Source organism: Umezawaea endophytica (assembly GCF_025061645.1).
GTDB classification, from domain to species: domain Bacteria; phylum Actinomycetota; class Actinomycetes; order Mycobacteriales; family Pseudonocardiaceae; genus Umezawaea; species Umezawaea endophytica.
The window spans coordinates 363,399-384,791 of record NZ_JANYMP010000002.1 but is presented as its reverse complement, the minus strand read 5'-3'; the positions used below and the strand labels follow the sequence as shown (position 1 = coordinate 384,791).

General features: G+C 70.7%; 11 protein-coding genes and 1 pseudogene. 5 read left to right on the top strand and 7 right to left on the bottom strand.

Annotated features, from left to right (window positions below; translation table 11 throughout):
• Positions 1-73 precede the first annotated feature (73 nt).
• Positions 74-1,597 (top strand): M14 family zinc carboxypeptidase, encoded by a 1,524-nt coding sequence (locus tag NZH93_RS05255; RefSeq protein WP_259621759.1) that lies wholly within the window; start codon positions 74-76, stop codon positions 1,595-1,597.
• A gap of 40 nt (positions 1,598-1,637) precedes the next feature.
• On the opposite strand, the gene pulA is transcribed toward NZH93_RS05255, so the two are convergent.
• Both pulA and NZH93_RS05245 read right to left on the bottom strand, forming a co-directional pair.
• Entirely contained in the window at positions 1,638-7,184 is a 5,547-nt protein-coding gene (pulA, locus tag NZH93_RS05250; RefSeq protein ID WP_259621758.1) for a pullulanase-type alpha-1,6-glucosidase, read from the bottom strand.
• 112 nt (positions 7,185-7,296) lie between these two features.
• Positions 7,297-8,559, bottom strand: a complete 1,263-nt coding sequence (locus tag NZH93_RS05245; protein WP_259621757.1) for a hypothetical protein — start codon at positions 8,557-8,559, stop codon at positions 7,297-7,299.
• Positions 8,560-8,815: 256 nt separating this feature from the next.
• Between NZH93_RS05245 and NZH93_RS05240 the strand changes: the two genes are divergently transcribed.
• Positions 8,816-9,334 carry a hypothetical protein gene (locus tag NZH93_RS05240; protein WP_259621756.1) on the top strand — a complete coding sequence of 173 codons (519 nt, stop codon included), beginning with the start codon at positions 8,816-8,818 and terminating at the stop codon, positions 9,332-9,334.
• A 48-nt stretch (positions 9,335-9,382) separates the two neighbouring features.
• Here NZH93_RS05240 and NZH93_RS05235 read toward each other — a convergent pair whose 3' ends face one another.
• From NZH93_RS05235 to NZH93_RS05225, 3 genes are read right to left on the bottom strand one after another with little or no spacing between them, the layout of a single operon-like run.
• Positions 9,383-9,772 carry a DUF4233 domain-containing protein gene (locus NZH93_RS05235; protein ID WP_259621755.1) on the bottom strand — a complete coding sequence of 130 codons (390 nt, stop codon included), beginning with the start codon at positions 9,770-9,772 and terminating at the stop codon, positions 9,383-9,385.
• On the bottom strand, positions 9,769-11,130 hold the full coding sequence (gene folC / locus NZH93_RS05230; protein WP_259621754.1) for a bifunctional tetrahydrofolate synthase/dihydrofolate synthase: 1,362 nt from the start codon (positions 11,128-11,130) through the stop codon (positions 9,769-9,771). The genes NZH93_RS05235 and folC overlap by 4 nt, the downstream gene beginning before the upstream one ends.
• The gene (locus NZH93_RS05225; RefSeq protein ID WP_259621753.1) at positions 11,127-13,763 is read right to left on the bottom strand and encodes a valine--tRNA ligase; all 2,637 of its coding nucleotides are present in this window, start codon (positions 13,761-13,763) and stop codon (positions 11,127-11,129) included. The genes folC and NZH93_RS05225 overlap by 4 nt, the downstream gene beginning before the upstream one ends.
• A 107-nt stretch (positions 13,764-13,870) precedes the next feature.
• On the opposite strand from NZH93_RS05225, the gene NZH93_RS05220 reads away from it, so the two are divergent.
• Positions 13,871-14,812 carry a hypothetical protein gene (locus tag NZH93_RS05220; RefSeq protein ID WP_259621752.1) on the top strand — a complete coding sequence of 314 codons (942 nt, stop codon included), beginning with the start codon at positions 13,871-13,873 and terminating at the stop codon, positions 14,810-14,812.
• A 284-nt stretch (positions 14,813-15,096) separates the two neighbouring features.
• On the top strand, positions 15,097-17,388 hold the full coding sequence (locus NZH93_RS05215; protein WP_259621751.1) for an FdhF/YdeP family oxidoreductase: 2,292 nt from the start codon (positions 15,097-15,099) through the stop codon (positions 17,386-17,388).
• A 162-nt stretch (positions 17,389-17,550) separates the two neighbouring features.
• On the opposite strand, the gene NZH93_RS50525 is transcribed toward NZH93_RS05215, so the two are convergent.
• On the bottom strand, positions 17,551-19,524 hold the full coding sequence (locus NZH93_RS50525; protein ID WP_259621750.1) for a BTAD domain-containing putative transcriptional regulator: 1,974 nt from the start codon (positions 19,522-19,524) through the stop codon (positions 17,551-17,553).
• Between the two features lie 93 nt (positions 19,525-19,617).
• Here NZH93_RS50525 and NZH93_RS05205 point away from each other — a divergent pair, with 93 nt between their 5' ends.
• Positions 19,618-20,724: a hypothetical protein gene (locus NZH93_RS05205; protein ID WP_259621749.1), complete on the top strand. Its 1,107-nt coding sequence runs from the start codon at positions 19,618-19,620 to the stop codon at positions 20,722-20,724.
• Positions 20,725-21,185: 461 nt separating this feature from the next.
• Here the strand turns inward: NZH93_RS05205 and NZH93_RS05200 are convergent.
• Positions 21,186-21,393 (bottom strand): annotated as a pseudogene (locus NZH93_RS05200) (FAD-dependent oxidoreductase); the annotation flags it as partial.

Here is a 21,393-nt window from a genome sequence, read left to right as displayed (position 1 = left end):
ACAGCTCCCGCGGCGGCGGATGTTGGGAAAGTGGTTCGACGCCGCCGCTTCCCCTCGTCGAGGAAGAGGACAGATGAAAGGCACAAGATCACGGCTCGCCCTGCTGTGCGCCGCGGCCGTGCTCGTGACCACCGGCACCGCAACGGCAGCCCCGGACGACCGGACCGGGTTCACCACCACCGCCGACACCTACTACGGCGGGTACCGCACCGTCAGCGCCCACGAACAGCACTTGGACCAGGTCGCCCGCGAGCACCCCGACCTCGCCACCGTCGTCGACTACGGCGATTCCTGGTTGAAGACCCAGAACCGGGGCGGGCACGACCTGCGCGCCCTCTGCGTCACCCGCAGGCAACCCGGTGACTGCGCCCTCTCCCCCAACACCACCAAACCCCGCTTCTTCGTCATGGGCCAGCTCCACTCCCGCGAGCTGACGACCGGCGAGATCGCCTGGCGCTGGATCGACCACCTCGTCGGCAGCACGGCCCCGGAGATCGCCACCCTGTTGGACACCACCGAGTTCTGGATCGTGCCCATCGCGAACCCCGACGGCGTGGACAACGTCCAGCGCGGCGGTGACACCCCGATCCCGCACCGCAAGAACGGCAACGACACCAACCTCCAGGGCACCACCTGCGGCGCGCTGTCCTACGACCACCACGGGGTCGACCTCAACCGCAACACCAGCTCGAACTGGGGCCTCCAGAACGCCTCCGAACGGCAGTGCGACCAGGACTACCGGGGCCCCGCGGCCGACTCCGAACCGGAGACGCGGGCGTTGGAAGGGCTGTGGCGCTCCCTGTACCGCGACCGCCGCGCCACCGACCCCGCCCAACCCGCGCCCACCGACACCGCGGGCGTGGTGCTGTCCCTGCACAGCTACGGCAACTACTCGCTGTTCCCGTGGAGCGGCGGCGCGACCACCCGGCGCGTCGGCAACGACGCGGCACTGCGGGACCTCGCCCAGGACTTCGCCGAACTGGCGGGCCCAGGGTGGAAGTACGGGCAGGCCGGGCAGGTGCTCTACTCCGCGTCCGGCACCACCGAGGACTGGGTCTACGACGAACTCGGCGTCGCGTCCTTCGTGTGGGAGATGGGGTCGGCGCCCGAGGAGACGTGCGGCGGGTTCTTCCCCGCCTACTCGTGCCAGAGCGGGACCTTCTGGCCCAAGGCGCTGCCGATGCTGATGCACGCCGCGCGCAACACCGCAGCCCCCTACTCGCCGGTGCCCGAGCCGACGACCCCGTGCGCCACGCAGGTCAACGACACCGACACCCCCGTGGTCAGCCGCGTCCCGGTGACGGTGACGGTGGGCATCACGGTCACCGCCTGCCAGGGGAACGCCCGGTCCGCGTCGGTCGTCGACGTGCGGTTCAAGAACATGACCGTCACCCCGATCATCACCCTGGACCTGGTCGCCCCGGACGGCACGTCCTACCACCTCCAGGAACGGGTGGTGGGCACGGTGCCGGACAACACCTACTCGTTCACCCTCGACCTGTCCCGCGAAAGCCGCGCGGGCACCTGGAAGCTCCAGGTGTACAACGTCATGTGGCTGGGCACCGGTGACCTCGACCGCTGGAGCCTGACGATGTAGCCGGAACGGGGGGCCGCCCGCCGCGACCCCCCGCGCGGACTCAGCGCACCAGGACCACCACCGACCTGCCGGGCACGGTGGCCGTGCCGCCGTCGAGCGCGGTGGCCTTGGCGTCGGTGCTCAGCGGGTGCGCCGACCACCCCGTGCCGGGCAGGGTGACGGGCTTGGCCACCGGGTACGGGTTGACGATCACCAGGACGCCCCGTCGGGCTGGATCGACTTCCGGCCCGACGGTGTCGTCCAGGTGGGCGACGACGATGCCGGGTTCGGCCGCGGGGAACGTCAGCTTCTGCTGGACCAGCGCGCTGTCGTTCAAGGTGAACAGCGGCGAGGACTGGCGGACGCGCAGCAGTTCCAGGGTGTTGTCGAGCGCGGTGCGCTGGTCGGCCGACGTGGGGCGCAGCGCCGGGTTCGCCAGCAGCGGCTGGGAGTACGGCCACTTGGCCTCGTTGTCCGGAGCGGGCGGGAGACCCGAGCCGAAGCCGTTGCCGTGCAGGGACGGGTCGTAGCGGTTGAACCAGTCACCGGAGTCGTAGCTGTTGCGGTCCAACGACTTCGAGCGCAGGAACTCGCTGCCCGCGAGCATGAACGGCTGCCCTTGGCCGAGCAGGACGGGGGCTTGGGCGACGTTCTGCATGCGGACGCGGTCGGCCATCGACGTGGTCGGCGGCAGCTTGAACGCCAGCGCGTCGTACAGGGTCTCGTTGTCGTGCGCGTCGACGTAGGTGATCGCCTCCGACGGCGAGCCCGTGTACCCGGCGGGTGAGCCGTTGTAGCCGACCTCGCGGCCGGTGGTGTCCGGTCCCGCCGTGGAGCGGAAGCGGAAGTCGGCCATGTTGCCCGCCATGCCGAGCTTCACCAGGTCGCTGTAGTTGAGCAGCCTGGCCTGCACGTCACCGTTGTTCGGCGAGGAGTTCAGGTCGCCCGCGAGACCGGAGCCGAGGCCCTGCACGCGCGGGTCGTCGTCGAACGGACCGCCGCCGCGCACCGCGTCGCGCAGCCGGTCGCTGAACGTGCCGATGCCGGTGCCCGCCATGTTCGCCTGCGTGGCCTGCACGAACCGGGCGTTGCCCGCGACCTCGCCGAAGTCCCAGCCCTCGCCGTAGACCCGGATCTTCTTGCCGTCCACGCCGTCGCGCGCGACCGTCAGGGCGTCCAGCGCGGCGCGCACGGCCAGGATGTTCGCCTTCGGGTGGTGCCCCATCAGGTCGAAGCGGAAGCCGTCGACCTTGTACAGCTTGGCCCAGCGGACGACGGAGTCGACGACGAGCTTGCCCATCATCGCGTTCTCCGGCGCGGTGTTCGAGCAGCACGTGGAGTTCGCGATCGTGCCGTCGGCGTTGAGCCGCTGGTAGTAGCCGGGCACGACCTTGTCGAGCACGGACGTCGCCGCGTCACCGGCCGCGGCCGTGTGGTTGTAGACGACGTCGACCACGACCCGATTGCCGTTGTCGTGCAACGACTTCACCATCTCGCGGTACTGCTTCGACCGGGCCCAGCCGGTTTGCGCGTCGGCCGTCGCGTAGGAGCCCTCCGGAACGTCGTAGTGGAACGGGTCGTAACCCCAGTTGAAGCCGTCACGGGCGGCGGTCGCGGCCACGCACTCCTGCTGCGCCGGGGAGTCCGGCGGCAGCGAGGCCAGGTCGCACGCGGGGGTCTGCTGGTCGGCGCGGCGCTCCGGGATGGTGGCGATGTCGAACGTCGGCAGCAGGTGCACGGTGTCCATGCCCGCCTTCGCCAGCTCGCGCAGGTGGGTCATGCCGGTCGACCGCGGGTAGGTGAACGCCTGGTACGTGCCGCGCGCGGCCGGGGGGACGGTCTGGTCCCCGATGGAGAAGTCCCGCACGTGCAGCTCGGTGATGCCGTGCTCGGTCGGGTCGCCGTCCAGACCCCGTGCCACGTCGCGGGTCCAGTCCGCGGGCATCGTGCGCGGGTCGGCCAGGTCGGCGAACTGCGAGTGGGTCGAGTCGACCGACAGCGCCAGGGAGTACGGATCGGTCACGACGACCGTGCGGCGGGCGTCGGTGACCTCGAACTGGTAGTAGCGGTCCTTCCAGTCACCCGACAGCGACCACGAGCCGGACGCGTCGTCACGCCGCAGGTCCAGCACGCGGGTCGGCTCGCCGGACGGCGTGGTGAACAGGCGCAGCCGCACAGACTTCGCCGTCGGCGCCCACAGCCGGACGCTCGCCCGGCCGTTCGCGAACGTCGGACCGTAGGTCAGCTTCGAGGCCTCGGCGGCGAACCGGTCGTCCAGCGCGCCCGCGACCTGCACGCCGGTCCGGTGCCGGATCGCACCGGAGGAGTCCACGTGCACGGCGGACAACCGCTCCCGCACGGCACTGTCCACATCGGACGACAGCACCCGGTACACGGGTTTCCCGGCCAGGTGCGGGAACCGGGCGGGCACGGGCGTCGAGTCGGGCACCAGCCGGAACTGGCGGTCGCCGTAGCGGAGCTGGTAGCCGTCGGTCGAGACGGCGGGCACGTCCCAGACCACCAGGTCCTTCGTGATCCAGATGGCCTTGGACTTGGTCAGGTCGTCGTCCGCGGCCGGTGCGACGGACGGGGGCAGCACGTAGGAGGCGGAGCCGTCCGCCTTGGCCGAGCCGGACACGAACCACACCTCGTTCCCGGTTCCCGCCACGTCCAGGAACTGGTCCGCGCCGGGGTCCTTGGTGTCACCGCGGTGGATGATGTTGCTGAGCCCTGGCGCGCCCGGCGCCAGCGGGACCGACCAGTACGCGCCGAACCCGTCCGACCCGTCCGGCACCCGCGACTGGTTCCAGCCGGGACTCGGCTCCAGCGAGCCGGTCCAGTGGTAGAGCGCCCAGTCGGTGTAGTCGCCGTCCGGCCGGTGGTAGTGGATGACCGCCCGGTTCTCGGAAGCGGCGAGCGAGGTGAACACCTTGCCGCCGTTGACCCACACCGACCCGGCGTTGCGGCCAGTGACCTCGGTGGTCCCGCCGCGCACCAGGGAGAACTCGACGGGCGCGGTCGCCGGGATCGCCGCCACCCCGTTGGAGAACGGCACGTCCACACCGCCCGAGCGGGCCACGAGTCCCGTGGTGTCCCCGGCGTAGTGCACGACGGCCTGCCCGGTCGCCGCGACCTCGGAGGCGAACACGGTCGACCTCCCCTGCCCGAGCCACACCTGCGGCGTCACGCTGGGATCGATGAACCGGTCGCCGTCGGTGTCCTTCTCATCGCCCTTGTGCGCGATGAACCCGACGGACCGCGCACCGGGCTTGAGCTTGACCCACGCGAACCGGCCGTACCCCGTCTGCCCCGCGAACGGCAGGGGCGCGTCCCACGTCGGCGCGTCCACGACGTCACCCCACACGTGCAGGCCCCAGCCGTCGTAGTCGCCCGCGGGCCGGTCGTAGTGCACGACCAGCCAGTCCGGGCTCTGCGCGCCGCCGGGCTCCTCCACGGGCGGCGCGGCGGCCAGCGTCACGGTCGCGCCGTCGGCGGCGAGCCGTCCGGCGGCGTCCTTGGTGACGACCCGCAGCTCCACCTTCTTGCCCACGGCCGCGCCCGGCAGCTTCGCGAAGTCGGCGAACACCCGATACGGCGCGGCGTCGTCCGTGCCGAGCGCCGTCCACTCCCGCCGCCCCTCGACCTTGGCGGCGAAACTGGCCTGTGCGAACGGCGACGTGATGCCGTCGGCCCGCAGCTCGACCCGCTGGTCCAGCACGGTTCCCACCGGCGGGGCGACCAGCGTCGGGATCGACGTCGACGCGGGGAGCCTGCCGGTCGCCTTGAGCACCAGCGCGGACAGCGGCGGCACGGTCACCCGCACCTTGCCGTCCACCCGCGTCGGACCGGCGCCGGTCGTCGGCCACACGGTCCGGAACGCCGACGCGGCAACGGGCACGTCCACGGTCGTCGCGGCCAGACCGGCGTTCGCGACCACCACGTGCTCGGTCTGCTCGGCGGCGGCCACGCGGCTGAACGCCACCACGTCGCCCTCGGCGTACCGGAGCACCTGGTTCCCCTTGCGCCACACCGGGTCGCCGTCGACGAACTCCGCCAGCGACGCCAACTGCCGGTAGAGAGGCGAGTCGGTGCGGAAGTTGTCCTGCGCGCCCGTGCGGTCGCTGCCGACCAGGTTCTCGGCCGCGTACTCGGGCGTCCTGCTGGCGAACAGGTCCTGCCGGGCGAGCTTGTCGCCGCCACCACCCGCGAAGCCCTGCTCGTCGCCGTAGTAGACCACCGGGTTCCCGCGCCACAGGTACATCAGCGCGTTGCCGAGCTTCAACCGGTTCAGCAGCTCGTCCTCGCCGACGCCCGGCCGTTCGGTGCGCAGCATCCACGCGACCCGGCCCATGTCGTGGTTGCCCAGGAACGTCGGCAGCGACGAGGCGTTGGAGTCGGCGTCGGTGTACTGGTCGTCGGCCAGCAGCACCTCGCCCAAGCGGGCGGAACCCTTGCCCGCCAGGAAGTTCACCGCGCCGCTCTGGAACGGGAAGTCCAGGCTGGCCTGCATTTTCCCGGTCGTGGTGTACGCGGAGGTCAGGGTCGGGTCGGAGCTGAAGACCTCGCCGAAGACGAAGAAGTCCTCCTTGCCGCGCTTGGCCGCGTACGCCTTCACGTGCGGCGCGAGCGCCTGCCAGAACTCCATGTTGACGTGCTTGACCGTGTCGACCCGGTAGCCGTCGATGTCGAGGGTGTCGATCCAACTGGTGAAGATGTCCTTCATGCCGTTGACGACCTTCGGGTTCTCCGTCATCAGGTCGTCGAGACCGGAGAAGTCGCCGTACTCGCTGGACTCGCCGCTGAACGTCGAGTCGCCTCGGTTGTGGTAGAGCGTCGGGTCGTTGAGCCAGTCCGGGGTCTTGCGCACGCCCGGCTTCGCGACCGGCGTGTAGGGGAAGGACTTCGCGGCGTCCAGCTCCGGGAAGTCCCGCGATCCCGCGAGCGCCTTGATGTCGACGGGCTTGTTGTCGGAGTCCAGGTACGGCACGGCTCCGGTGCTCACGTACTCGTGCTTGCCCTCGGCGTAGTCGATGACGTCGGCGGTGTGGTTGGCGACGATGTCGAAGAACACCTTGATGCCACGGCGGTGGGCGTCCTTGATCAGCTCTTTCATCTCCCGCGTCGTCCCGAAGTGCGGGTCGAGCCGGGTGAAGTCGGTGGTCCAGTAGCCGTGGTACCCGGCGGACGCGTCGACACCGCTGCCCTGCACCCACTGGTTCGCGAACATCGGGGTCATCCAGATCGCGGTGATCCCCATGCCGTCGAGGTAGCCGAGCTTGTCACGCAGTCCGGCCAGGTCACCGCCGTGGTAGAAGCCCTTGTCGGACGGGTCGAACCCCGACTTCAGCCGGTCGTCCGGCTGCCCGGCGCGGTCGTTGCGCGGGTCGCCGTTGGCGAACCTGTCCGGCATGACGAAGTAGAACCGCTCGCCCACGAGGTCGTCCCGCAAGGCGTTGCGCGCGAGCCGCTGATCACCACTCCGAACCCCCGCCGCGAGGTCGCCCACTGCTCCGATCGCCAACCGGGAGACCGCGGGCGCGGCGGCGGATTCCACCGGCACCAACGGGATGAGCAGCAACGACACCAGTGCAGCGAAGACGCGGCGCACGGCGACCTCCTTGTCGCAAGAACTTGCAATCACCCGGACTCAGTCCGAGCGCTTGCACCTCACCACGACAGGATTGGTCCAACAAGCGCCGATGAGCTGAAAATACTTGCGACTACGGGATCGGGCCGAACGAGAGGGCCAGTCGCGACGGGTGGACGTCCCAGGTGGTCGTGGCGTACATGGCGAGCAGACCACCGCCGCGAATGGTCTCGGGCGTCGCCGGGCCGCTCATGGTCTGGCCGGTCGCGGCCTCGTGGACCAGTTGGTCGTGCCAGATCGGCGCGTCGTCGGGCACCGGGGACGTCTCCACGACCGAGATCCGCTGGCCGTTGTGCTGCTTCACGACCATCAGCACGTACGGCTTCTCGCGGTGGGTGATGCCGCCCGCCTCGACGGCGACGTACTCGCCGCGGTCCGCCGCCGCCTCGGACGCGAGACCGACCCAGCGGAACGCCTCCAGCACCGTCTCGGCCGTCACCGCGGCACGGGCCTCGCCCTCGGGGACCCGCACCAGCGGGGTGGCCGGACCGGACACGCCGCCGTGCTCGTCGCGGTAGCGGTTGGTGAGCATGATCGTCGAACTGGTCTGGTCGAGCGCGACGAGGTCGCGGAACCTGTTCTCCAGCACCGGGGTGCGGGCCAGCGCGCCCTTGCCGAGCGTGCTCAGCACCGTGTCCGGGTCGCTCATCCGCCAGTAGCTGACGTCGTCGTCATCCATCCACAGCGGCAGGTAGCCACCGATCGGCAGGCCGGGCACGACGGTCGTCAGCGCGGCGCCGACCTCGGGCGCGGACTCGAAGGCGGGCAGCGCGGCGAACCGCGGGTCGACCTGGCCGGTCCGCGCCACGTGGTGCGCCCAGGCACGGGCCCGCGACAGCGGGTGCTGCGGGAACTGCGCGTCGAAGCGCGGGTCGTCGCCGACGTGGAACGGCAGCTTCCCCTGCACCTCGGGGGCGTACGGGTGCGGCTGGAACCAGTTGTCGAACCCGACCTGTGCCATCAGCACGGCTTCGCGCATCCCGGTCATGCCCTGCTCGACCGCCTGGAACTTCAGCACCGCGCTCGCGTTCGCCTTCGGCACCGTGAACGACGCCAGGAACGCCTGCCCGCTCGGCTGGTTCGGTATCGGCAGCTTGACTATCTGGAGCAGCGAGGGAACCTGCCCCAGGTGGACGACGTGCGCCTCGACCAGACAGCCGACCTCGCTCGTCAGGTGCGCGAGCCCGTGCCGCAACGACGCGATGTCGTCCAGCGCTGCGGGCAGGTCGGGCACCTGCTCGAAGTAGTTCAGGCTCACCTGGTCGTTCGTCGAGGGGTTGAACCAGGTGGTCTGGTCGTGCTGCTGAAAACCGGCGGTGTCGAACGCGATGGGCACCGGAACACCCTATGTGCCCCGTCAGCGAAGGGGCAGGGGTTCAGCGCACAAGGATCTTTCGTAGGCCCTCATTCCCTTTTAGCAGAACGGTTTTCGTGAACAGCACACCGATGCGCCGCGCAACCGGTGGGAATTCCCCGGATCGCGCGGTGGACATGGTCGGCCCCTCAGATCCGGGGACGGATGCGGTGCGTAACGGACTTCGGGCTCGGTTCGACTACGACAGTTACCAGCCCGGCTTCCTTCGGAGAACAGCATGAGCACCCCCGCCACACCGCCAAACGACGCTCCGCAGGCGGCTCTGGACGACGAACACGTCCAGGCAGCGGCCCCATCCCAGCGCGGAACCTTCGGTTTGTTCATCGGCGGGACGGCGTTGGCACTGGTCCTCGCGGTCGGCGCGATCCTGATCTTCGGCGGGAAGGATGAACCGCCGTTGCCGAGTGAACCTCAGGCGTTCGAACTGAAAGGCCACTTCGCCCTGATGAAGAGCGCGACGGGCGCGGCCGTCAAGGGCGAGTGCGAGGGATACCGCGGCTACGACGACATCGCCGAAGGCTCACAAGTGACGGTGTACAACGCCTCGGGCAAAGCCGTGGCGCTGGGTGTCCTGAAGGATTCGGACTACGTGGGCGGCGTGTGCAGTTTCCGGTTTGCCGTGCCCGAGGTTCCCGCCGGGGACGAGATCTACCAGGTCGAGGTGACGCATCGCGGCAAGATCTCGTTCAGCGATGAAGCGGCCCGAAAGGGCGACGTGTCACTCACCCTGGGCTGAGATCCGCGCCGGTGTCCGACCGCTTGTCGAACACCGGCGGGTGAACCCTCAGACCTGTTGGCTGGGCAGGCGGCCTTCGGCCATGCGCTTGGCGAGGTCGCGGCGCATCCAGAAGACGCACGCCCACACGAGGCTGAACACCACGCCGACCGCGCCGAGCGCGGTGAGGGCGAACCACGACGCGACCATGACCACGTGCAGGCCGACGATGAGCCAGAAGCTCCACTTGTGCTTGAGCAGCGCGCACGTGGCGATGAGGCCCACGATCAGGGCGAAGGCCAGCGCGCCCGCGGCGGTGCTGAAGCCGCCGCCGAGCTTGGCGATCACCGGAAGGGCGAGCGCCACCACGATCACCTCGATGATCAGCGTGCCCGCGGTGATGCCGCGGAACGCCTTCATCGGGTCCTTGGGCGGCGGCTTCACCGGTGGGGTGGTCATGACGGCTCCTTGCCGAACAGCGCGCGGGCCTCGCCTGCCGTGACGACGGAGCCGGTGACGATCACGCCGCCGCCGGACACCACGCCCTCCTCGTCGTCCTCCTCGGTGCGCAGGACGGCCTCCTCGATGGCGTCGGCCAGCGACGGCTGCACGAACACCCGCTCCTCGCCGAACACCTCCATCGCGAGGTCGCCCAACGTGTCCGCGTCCATCGCGCGCGGCGAGGAGTTGCTGGTCACCACGATCTCGTGGACGACCGGCTCCAACGCGGCGAGCATGCCCGCCGCGTCCTTGTCGTCCATCACGCCGACGACGGCGATGAGCTTGCGGAAGCCGAACTCGTCGCGCAGCGCGGTGGCCAGAGCCGTGGCGCCGTGCGGGTTGTGCGCGGCGTCGACCAGGACGGTCGGCGCGGAGCGCACCCGTTCCAGCCTGCCGGGCGAGGTCACGGAGGCGAACGCCTCGCGGACGGCCTCGACGTCGAGCGGCTGTTCCTTGCCCGCGCCGAAGAACGCCTCGACGGCCGCGAGCGCGAGCGAGGCGTTGGACGCCTGGTGCGCGCCGTGCAGCGGCAGGAACACGTCGTCGTAGACGCCGCCGAGGCCCTGGAGCTTCAGCACCTGCCCGCCGACGGCCACGGCCTGGTCCAGCACGCCGAACTCCAGGCCCTGGCGGGCGACCATGGCGTCCACCTCGGTCGCCCGTTCGATCAGGATCCGGGCCACCTCGTTGGTCTGCTCGGCGAGGATCGCGACGGAGCCCGCCTTGATGATCCCGGCCTTCTCCCGCGCGATGCCCTCGACGTCCGGCCCCAGGTACTCGACGTGGTCGACGCCGATCGGCGTGACGACGGCGATCCTGCCGTCCGCGACGTTGGTCGCGTCCCAGCTCCCGCCCATCCCGACCTCGACGATCGCGGCCTCAACCGGGGCGTCCGCGAACGCCGCGAACGCCATCCCGGTGAGGACCTCGAACTTCGACATCGGCACGTCGTGCTGACCGTCCACCATGGACAGGTAGGGCTCGATGTCCCGGTACACCTCGACGTACCGCTCCGGCGAGATCGGCTCGCCGTCGACGCTGATCCGCTCGGTCGCGAGCTGGAGGTGCGGGCTCGTGTAGCGGCCCGTGCGCAGCCCGATGCGGGACAGCAGCGCGTCGATCATCCGCGAGGTCGACGTCTTCCCGTTGGTCCCGGTGATGTGGATGACCGGGTAGGAGTGCTGGGGGTCGCCCAGCACGTGCGTCAACGCCCTGATGCGGTCGAGCGACGGCGCGATCTTCGTCTCGGGCCAGCGCTTGTCCAGCTCCGACTCGACGGCGCCGAGTGCTTCCAGCGCCGCCGGGTCCGAGCTCACTTCGCCTCCGGCAGAGCGGCGATGCGCGCGTTCAGTCGGTCGATGTCGGCGTTCGCGGCCGCCAGGCGGGCCTGGATCTTGGCCACGACGTCCGCGGGCGCCTTGTCGGTGAACGCGGGGTTGTTCAGCTTCCCCTCGCACTGCGCGCGTTCCTTCTCCGCGACCGCGAGGTCCTTGGTCATCCGCTTGCGCTCGGCGACCACGTCGATCGTGCCGGACGTGTCCAGCTCGACCTTCACGGTGCCCTTGGGCAGGCCGACCTCCAGCGACGCGGACACGGCGAAGTCGTCGCCGGGCTCGGTCATCCTGGTCAGCGCCTTCACCGACGACACCTGGTCGAGCAGGTCGACGCAGCACGCGCCGCGCACCTTGCCCGCCACCTTCTGCGTCGGCCGCAGGCCCTGGTCGGAGCGGAAGCGGCGGATCTCCGTGACGAGCTTCTTCAGCCCCTCGACCCGCTCGGCGGCCACGGCGTCGCGCTCGACACCGGACGGCTTCGGCCACTCGCTGATGACGAGCGACTCACCACCGGTCAGCGTCTTCCACAGCGTCTCGGTGATGAACGGGGTCAACGGGTGCAGCAGCCGCAGCACGACGTCGAGCACGTGCCCGAGCACCGACTGGGTCGCCTCGGCCCGCTCGCCGCCCTCGGCGATCTGGACCTTCGCCAGCTCCAGGTACCAGTCGCAGAACTCGTCCCAGGTGAAGTGGTAGAGCGCCTCGGACAGCTTGGCGAACTGGAAGCCCTCGAACTGGCCGTCCACATCGGACACCAGTTGGTCGAGCAGGTCCAGGATCCAGCGGTCCGCGTCGGTCAGCGCGTCGCGGGCGGGCAGCGGCCGGTCGACCGTGGCGCCGTTGGAGAGCGCGAACCTGGTGGCGTTCCACAGCTTCGTGGTGAAGTTGCGGGCGCCCGCCGCCCACTCCTCGGCGACGGCGAGGTCCGAGCCGGGGTTCGCGCCGCGCAGCAGCGTGAACCGGGTGGCGTCGGCGCCGTAGCTGTCGATCCAGGCGAGCGGGTCGATGCCGTTGCCGCGCGACTTCGACATCTTCTTGCCGTTGGCGTCGCGGATCAGGCCGTGCAGGTACACGTGGTCGAACGGCTGGACCTCGTCCATCGCGTACAGGCCGAACATCATCATCCTGGTGACCCAGAAGAAGAGGATGTCGTAGCCCGTCGACAGCACGGAGGTCGGGTAGAACTTGGCCAGGTCGGCCGTCTTGTCCGGCCAGCCCAGCGTCGAGAACGGCCAGAGGCCGGACGAGAACCACGTGTCGAGCACGTCCTCGTCCTGGCGCCAGCCGTCGCCGGACGGCGGCTGCTCGTCCGGTCCGACGCAGACGACCTCGCCCGCCGGGCCGTACCAGACCGGGATGCGGTGGCCCCACCAGAGCTGGCGCGAGATGCACCAGTCGTGCAGGTTGTCGACCCAGTCGAAGTAGCGCTTGCCCAGCTCGGCGGGGTGCACGGTGGTGCGGCCGTCGCGGACGGCGTCACCCGCGGCCTTGGCGATGCCCTCGACCTTGACCCACCACTGGAGCGACAGGCGCGGCTCGACGACCGTGCCGCAGCGCTCGCAGTGGCCGACCGAGTGCACGTACGGGCGCTTCTCGGCGACGATCCGGCCCTGGTCGCGCAGCGCGGCGACCACGGCGGGACGCGCCTCGAAGCGGTCGAGGCCCTCGAACGGGCCGCGCACGGTGATGACGCCCCGGCCGTCCATGACGGTCAGGTTCGGCAGGCCGTGGCGCTGGCCGATCTCGAAGTCGTTCGGGTCGTGGGCGGGCGTCACCTTGACCGCGCCGGTGCCGAACTTCGGGTCGACGTGCTCGTCGGCCACGATCGGCACGCGGCGGCCGGTCAGCGGCACCTCGACCTCGGTGCCGATCAGGTGCGCGTACCGCTCGTCATCGGGGTGCACGGCGACGGCCGTGTCGCCGAGCATCGTCTCCGCGCGGGTGGTCGCGACGACGATCGAGTCCGCGCCCTCGCCGTAGCGGATGGACACGAGTTCGCCGTCGTCGTCGGAGTGCTCGACCTCGATGTCCGACAGTGCGGTCTGGCAGCGCGGACACCAGTTGATGATGCGCTCGGCGCGGTAGATCAGGTCGTCGTCGAACATCTTCTTGAAGATCGTCTGGACGGCGCGGGACAGGCCCTCGTCCATGGTGAACCGCTCGCGGGTCCAGTCGATGCCGTCGCCGAGGCGGCGCATCTGGTCGAGGATCTTGCCGCCGTACTCGTCCTTCCACTCCCACACGCGCTCGACGAACTTCTCCCGGCCGAGGTCGTTGCGGGAGAGCCCGTTGTTGGCCAGGTCGCGCTCCACGGCGTTCTGCGTCGCGATGCCCGCGTGGTCCATGCCGGGCAGCCACAGGACCTCGTACCCCTGCATCCGGCGCCTGCGGGTGAGGGCGTCCATGACGCTGTGGTTGAGCGCGTGGCCCATGTGGAGGCTGCCGGTGACGTTCGGCGGGGGCAGCACGATCGTGAACGGCGGCTTGTCGCTGGTCACGTCGGCGGTGAAGTAGCCGTGGTCGACCCAGCCCTGGTACAGCTCCGCCTCTACCTCGGACGGCTGCCACGCCGCGGGGAGTTCGGGACGCTGTGGAGTGGTGCTGGATTCGGTCACACCATGAGTCTACGAACCCTTCGCTATCGACTTACTCCCACATACCTGCTAACGCCCGTGCCCCGTCGTCCGATCGTCCAATGACGGGTGGCTACGGGGGAGTTGACGTGAGAGCGCAGTGCGTGGAGAGCCACCCAGGGTGGCCGCGGGCGGTGATCGGCCGCCTCGCGAGCGAGGTCCGCCGGGTCCGCCGAAGAACCTGGCTGGTCCGGCACGGCAACAAGGTCGTCACGGGCCTCGCGCTGCTGGCCGTCGTCGCGCTGGGGGTCGGGCTCCGCGCCACGCTGGGACCCACGACCGAACCGGCTCCCGCGGCGTCGCCGACGGCGATCACGAAGGTGGACCTGACCGACCCGTTCCGCGGCACGCCCGCCACCTACTGGCCCGACGGCGAGGCGGGCCTGGTCGTCCCCCCGGCCGCGGCGATCGGGACGTTCAGCGCGGAGCAGGTCGCCGAGGCGTACGCGAAGGCCCGCACCGCCGTGGTCGCCGCCCGGCTCGACCGCAGGGTGGTGGAGGGCCACGACGTGGAACCGCTGCTCGGCCTGTTCGCGCTGGACGACCAGGAGGGGCTGCGCCCGCTGTTCGCGGGCGGCCGCGACGACGAGGCGGGCCTGGTCGCGACCAGGATCGCTCCGGGAACGGCGCTGCTGCCCGTCCAGCCGAAGGTGAGCGGCAAGATGACGATCGAGGCGAAGAGCGCGGGCGAACTGGTGGTGCACACCGACTACGTGTTCGCCTACGCGTTCTCGACCGACGACGTCGGGAAGCTGAACGGTCCGATGGACATCGTCGCGGTGACCCGGATCCAGTACGACTACATCATGCGGTCGGGGCCGACGTTCCGCGCCGAGAGCCAGGGCATGTGGTCCGGCCCCTCGACCGAGCACAGCTACTCGATCGGCTGCGCGGCCTCGCGCGAGGGCTTCCTCGCGCCGTCGTTCACCGAGCCGCGGTCGACGCACGTCTCGACGCTGGTGGACGGCAAGCCGGACGACTACTTCGACCCGTCCAAGCCGATGCCGACCATCAACACCTGCCCCGGCTGAGGTCACCCGAACGGATGCTGTCGTTGCCATATGACTCAGTTCACACTCAACAGGATTGGCCAGCTCAGAAGGCGTAGAAGTCGGATTCACGGACTCAACCGAACCCCTTGGAGCCCGTGGCAGCGGTCCGCTCCGCCTCTCTCGGCGAGCCAGTCGCGGTCCCCCATCGCCGCGCTCTCCCGGCACGCGGCGGTGAGGGGACCGCTGGTTTTTGGTCGACACGTCAACCAACATCACAGCGACACGACCTGCCCCGCGATTTCAGCGGATACATACTTGGAGGCATGACCCGGAAGCCACCGCAGCAGGATGTCGACGAGTCGCAACTCGACGTGACGAAGCCGAAGGGGTGGGCCGCGGGCATCCCCGGTGTCGCGGTCTCGCTGAAACGCGGTGTCGAGCAGATGGGCGTGACGCGGACGGCCAGCACGCTGCGGCTGCTGAACCAGCGCGAGGGCTTCGACTGCCCCGGCTGCGCGTGGCCGGAGCCGCAGGGGCACCGCAAGCTGGCGGAGTTCTGCGAGAACGGGGCCAAGGCCGTCGCCGAGGAAGCGACCAGGCGGCGCGTCGGGCGTGAGTTTTTCGCCGAGCACACCATCACCGACCTGGGCGAGAAGACCGACTACTGGCTCGGCCAGCAGGGTCGGATCACCGAGCCGTTCGTGCTGCGCGAAGGCGCCACGCACTACGAGCCGATCGCCTGGGACGCGGCGCTCCGGCTGGTCGCCGAGCAGCTCAACGGGCTGGCGAGCCCGGACCAGGCCGTGTTCTACACGTCCGGCCGCACCAGCAACGAGGCCGCGTTCCTCTACCAGCTCCTGGTCCGGTCCTACGGCACGAACAACCTGCCGGACTGCTCGAACATGTGCCACGAGTCCTCCGGCGCCGCGCTCAGCGCGACCACCGGCATCGGCAAGGGCTCGGTCAGCATCAACGACGTCCACGGTGCCGACCTGATCGTCGTCATGGGCCAGAACCCCGGCACGAACCACCCGCGGATGCTGTCCGCGCTGGAGGAGGCGAAGGGCAACGGCGCGAAGATCATCGCGATCAACCCGCTGCCCGAGGCCGGGCTGATGCGGTTCAAGAACCCGCAGAACGTGCGCGGCCTGGTCGGCAAGGGCACGCCGCTGGCCGACGAGTTCGTGCAGATCAAGCTCGGTGGCGACCAGGCGCTGTTCCAGGCGATCGGCAGCCTGCTGCTGTCGTGGGGCGCGGAGGACCGCGACTTCATCGCGAAGTACACCCACGGCTTCGAGGACTACAAGGCGCACGTCACCGAGGTCGACTGGGCGTCGGTCGACACCGCGACCGGGCTGTCGCGCGAGCAGATCACCAAGGTCGCGCGGATGTTCGCGGACTCGGAGCGGACGATCGTCTGCTGGGCGATGGGCCTGACGCAGCACAAGCACTCGGTGCCCTCCATCCAGGAGATCACCAACGTGGTGCTGCTGCGCGGCATGATCGGCAAGCCCGGCGCGGGCCTGTGCCCGGTGCGCGGGCACTCCAACGTGCAGGGCGACCGGACCATGGGCATCTGGGAGAAGATGCCGGAGAAGTTCATGTCCGCGCTGGAGCAGGAGTTCTCCATCCGGGTGCCGCGCAAGCACGGGTTCGACACCGTGGCGGCGATCCGCGCCATGCGCGACGGCGACGCCCGCGTCTTCTTCGCCGTGGGCGGCAACTTCGCCTCCGCCTCGCCGGACACGCCCGTGACCGAGAAGGCCCTGCGCGGCTGCGACCTGACCGTGCACGTGTCGACCAAGCTCAACCGGTCGCACTTCGTCACCGGCAAGGTGGCGCTGATCCTGCCGACGCTGGGGCGCACCGAGAGCGACCTCCAGCACTCCGGCGAGCAGTTCGTCACCGTCGAGGACTCGATGTCCGTCGTGCACCGCTCCCGCGGCAGGCTCGCGCCCGCGAGCGACCACCTGCTGTCCGAGGTGTCGATCGTCTGCCGCCTGGCCCGCGAGGTCCTCGGCGGCGAACACCCCGTGCCGTGGGAGGAGTTCGAGAAGGACTACGACGCCATCCGCGACCGCATCGCCAACGTCGTGCCCGGCTGCTCCGACTACAACGCGCGGGTCCGGCAGCCGGACGGGTTCGTCCTGCCCCACGCCCCCCGTGACGCGCGGGAGTTCAACGCCACCAAGTCCGGCAAGGCGAACTTCACCGCGAACGAGCTGACCGTGCTGCACGTGCCGGAAAGCCGGTTGCTGCTCCAGACCATGCGCAGCCACGACCAGTACAACACCACGATCTACGGCTTGGACGACCGCTACCGCGGTGTGAAGGACGGACGGCGGGTCGTGTTCGTCGCACCGGACGACCTGACGTCGCTCGGCTTCGCCGACGGCGAGGTCGTCGACATCGTCAGCGAGTGGCCGGAAGACCCGACCGGCGTCACCGAACGGCGCGCCGAGTCGTTCCGGATCGTCTCGTACCCGACGGCCGTCGGCTGCGCCGCCGCGTACTTCCCGGAGGCGAACTCGCTGGTACCGCTGGACTCCACGGCCACGACGTCCGGCACGCCGACGTCCAAGTCGATCGTCGTGCGGCTGGAGCACCGGGGCTAGACCTGTCCCTCGGTCGAAGGCCGCACTTGCGGGAACGAGGGAGCCGCGGAACCGAAACGTCGCCAAGCTCGCCCTCTGGGCAGAACAGCGTGGCTCCAGGACGGCATGGCTCTCCGACGGCGTGGTCTCTCCGACAGCGTGGCCCCCAGGACGGCGTGGCCACTAGGACAGGGAGCCCATCGCCTCGGTGAAGCGCGTCCTCGCCCTGATCGCGGCACCGTGCCTGCCCGCCGCGGTCAGGGCCTCGACCAGGGCGAGGTGGGCCTGCTCGTCGTAGGGGTCCTTGGCCAGCAGGCGTTGCAGGTAGTACCCGGCCTCGTCGACGTCGGACGCTCGGGTCGCCAGCGTGCGGGCCACCCGCAGGTACACCGCGCGCGCCTCCTCGCGCAGGGCCACGGCCCAGTCGTCGTACGGCTCGTCCTCGAACAGGTCGCCCGTGTACGCCGCCTCGGCGGCGACCAGGGTCGCCTTGTCGCCCGTCCGCAGCCCCTCCTGGGCGTCCGCCAGGAAGTCCTCCAGGTCGATCGCGGCCCGACCCGTGTCCAGCGCCACGGTGTGCTGGTCCGCCAGCACGAGGTCGCCCGCCGGGTCCAGGACGGAGCGGACCGTCGACAGGGCGACGGAGAGCCGGTGGCCGACCCGGTCGGAGTCGTCGGCCCACAGCAGGCGGGCCAACTCGTCGCGGGCGATCCCGCGGCCGCGGCGGACCACCAGTATCCGCAGCAGGTCCCTCGCCTTGCGCGACTGCCACACGGACCTCGGCAGCGGCTCCCCCGCGACCCGGACCTCGAACCGGCCGAGCGTGCGGATCACCACGGGGTCGACCGGTGACGGGATCCCCCGAGCCGCGAGGGATTCCCCAGCCGCCCTGGCGTCCGCGCGCTCGGCCGCGGACGCGTGCGGCACCGCGCCCAGCAGCACGGTGATCCGCAGACCGTCCACCACGGCGCCGGTCTCGCGCCAGATCGCCTTCGCCTCCACGAGCGCGGTCCTCGCCTTCGCGGGCCGGGCGGTGGCCAGCAGTTCCAGGGCTTCCGCCAGCCGGGCGCGGTCCCGGTGCAGGCGTGCCTTCTCCGCGGTCCGCGTGGCGAGGTCGGCGGCCCGCTGGTGGTCGCCGCCCCGCTCGGCCGCCCAGCCCAGCGCCAACAGGGTGCGGATCACGGCGGGCCCCACGGCGGAGCTGTGCGCCCGTTCAGCCAGGTCAGCCGCTGTGCTCGGGTCCTGCGACGCCACCAGCAGCGCCAGCCCGACGAGCGCGGGCACCAACCCCTGACGGTCGCCCTCGGCGCCGCAGACCCGGATCGCCTCCTCGTAGGACGCCATGGCCAGGCTCGTCCGACCGCGCACCCGGTGCACGTCGCCCAAGCCCGCCAGCGGGTACGCCAACCGCTGCGACCCGACCGTGTGCTCCACGGCCAGCGCGCGGTCGAACCGGTCGCACGCCGCGTCCAGGTCGCCCAGCCGCAGGAGCGCGTCCCCGCCGTTGCAGAGCGCGATGCCGAGCACGGTCAGGTAGCCGACCTCCTCGGCCTGCGCCACCGCCAGGTCCGCCATCGCGGCGGCTTCGGCGTACCGCGCCTCGCCGAGCAGCCGCGACGACAGGTTGGTCCGCATCCGCGCCGACTCGACCCGGTCCCCCGCGGCCTCCGCCAGTGCCAACGCCTTCTCGTAGTGGTGCTGCTCCGCCGCGCAGTCCCCGACCATCTCCGCCGCGAACCCGAGCGCCACGTGACTGGCCACCATGGCCCGCCGGTCGCCCGACTCCGTCGCGGCCAGCCACGCCCGGTCCGCGTGCTCGCGGCACTTCGCCTCGTCGCCGATCGCCCAGTGCGCCGTCGCCGTCCACGCCAGCAGCAGCGCGTCCGGCGGCCCCTTCGCGTACCACTCCAACGCCTGCCGCGGCCTGCCCCGCCGGTACTCCAGGTGCCCCAGCAGCCGCGCCACGTCGGGAGCGCCCCCGTCCGCCAGCGGCAGGCAGATCGCGGCCGCCGCGTCAAGGTCACCCGCCAGCGCCAACACCTCCGCGTGCAGGCAGTGCACCTCCGTCGAGCGCTCGGCCACGGGCACTCGTTCGATCCAGTCCAGCGCGGCCCGCACACCGCGACGCGCCAGCAGCCGCCTGCCCTCCGACTCCACCGGACCCCCGTGATCTTGAGCGCACGCTGATCCAACCCTGACACCCGTGCGGAGTCTGGTGGCCGACCGGAAATACCGCGCTGGAGGGGAACCGTGAGAGCGAACAGATCCATCCTGCTGGCAGGCCTCGTGCTGAGCCTCGTGGCGACAGTCGCGCCACAGGCCGCCGCGGCACCGGCCACGTGCGTGACCGATGGCCGGATGAAAGCCGTGACCTGCGCCGACGCGGCAGCGGCGACGACCGAGGGCTACGGCTGGGTGTGGGCGAACGACCCGGCCCACGTCGTCGGCGAGTGGTACTCGCCCAGTGCCCCGTACCAGTACAGCTCCGCCACCGGCGGCCCGGCCAACCTGGTCCGGCACGTCGGGGTGGGCACGTACACCGTGTTCGTCGAAGGGATGTCCGCCACCGCGGGCATCACGCACGTGACCGCCTACGGCTACGACAACCGGACGCGCTGCAAGAACACCGTCACCACCCCGACCGTCGACGGGCAGTACCTGACCGTCCGCTGCTACACCTTCGGCGGCGCGCTGGTCGACAGCACGTTCACGGCCTCGTTCACCAACCTGCGGAGCAGCTACTACGGGTTCGGCTACCGCGCGACCAACAACGGCACGGTCACCGCGCACAACTCCACCACCAACGCCGTCGTGCACGCGCGGGAGGTCCTCGGGCAGTACAAGGTCTCCTTCAAGGCGCTGGGCGGCAACGCGGGCGGCACCGTCCTGGTCACCGCCACCGGGCAGACGAACACGTGGTGCAAGACCGCCGACTGGTACCCCGACACGATCTACCACCACGTGCTTGTCCGCTGCTTCACCCCGACCGGGGCGCCTGCCGACGGCGACTTCAACGTCACCTTCGTCGACAAGGGCAACGTCGTCGGCGACAAGAACCCCTCACCCGGCCTCGTCTCCGCCTACGGCTGGATCAGCACCGTCCCCAGCGCCCCCACCACCTGGGCCTACCCGCTACCGACGTGGACCATCACCACCCCGATGCCGGGCACCCGCGCCCTGACCCCGTCGCTGCTGCTGACCGGCGGCGACTTCCAGGTCACGGCCTACGACACGACTTCCGACTCGTGCGCCATCGCCTACTGGACCGGCGTGACCGCCACCGTCCAGTGCTACACCGCGGCAGGCGCCCCGGTGAACGCCCCGTTCGACATCGCCTACGTGGGCGAGCACGACTGAACCCTCGTGCCGCCGGGTCGTCCGCCCGCACACCGCGGACGACCCGGCGACACGGGCGACACGGGCGACACGGCGACCCATGATCCGGACCGGCCCGCGTCTTCGGGCCGCAGCTCGGGCGTCTCCCGCCGCTCGGCCGTGCGCGCGAACCGCGTCGATCTCGGCCCGCACCGAGGAACGAGCTGCTGAGCAAGCCGGGACAGGTGCCGAGGAGCGAGCCGGGGCAGCTCGCCACCGCGCCACGAGACGGGGCAGGTCGTCAGCGAGTCGCCGCTCGTCGCGCGCCGAGCAGCGCCATAGCCGCGTTGTGACCACCGATCCCGCTGACCCCACCACCCCGCCACAAGGCGAGGCAGGCCGTCAGCGAGTCGCCGCTCGTCGCGCGCCGAGCAGCGCCATAGCCGCGTTGCGACCACCGATCCCGCTGACCCCACCACCCCGCCACAAGGCGAGGCAGGCCGTCAGCGGATCGCTGCTCGTCGCGCGTCCAGCACCGCCATAGCCGCGTTGTGACCGCCGATGCCGCTGACCCCACCGCCGCGCCGCGCACCCGCGCCGCAGACGAACACGTTGGCCACGTCGGTCTCCACGCCCCAGCCACCCGCCTCGCCATCCTCCGCGAACGGCCACGCGAGGTCGCCGTGGAAGATGTTGCCGCGCGGCAGCCCG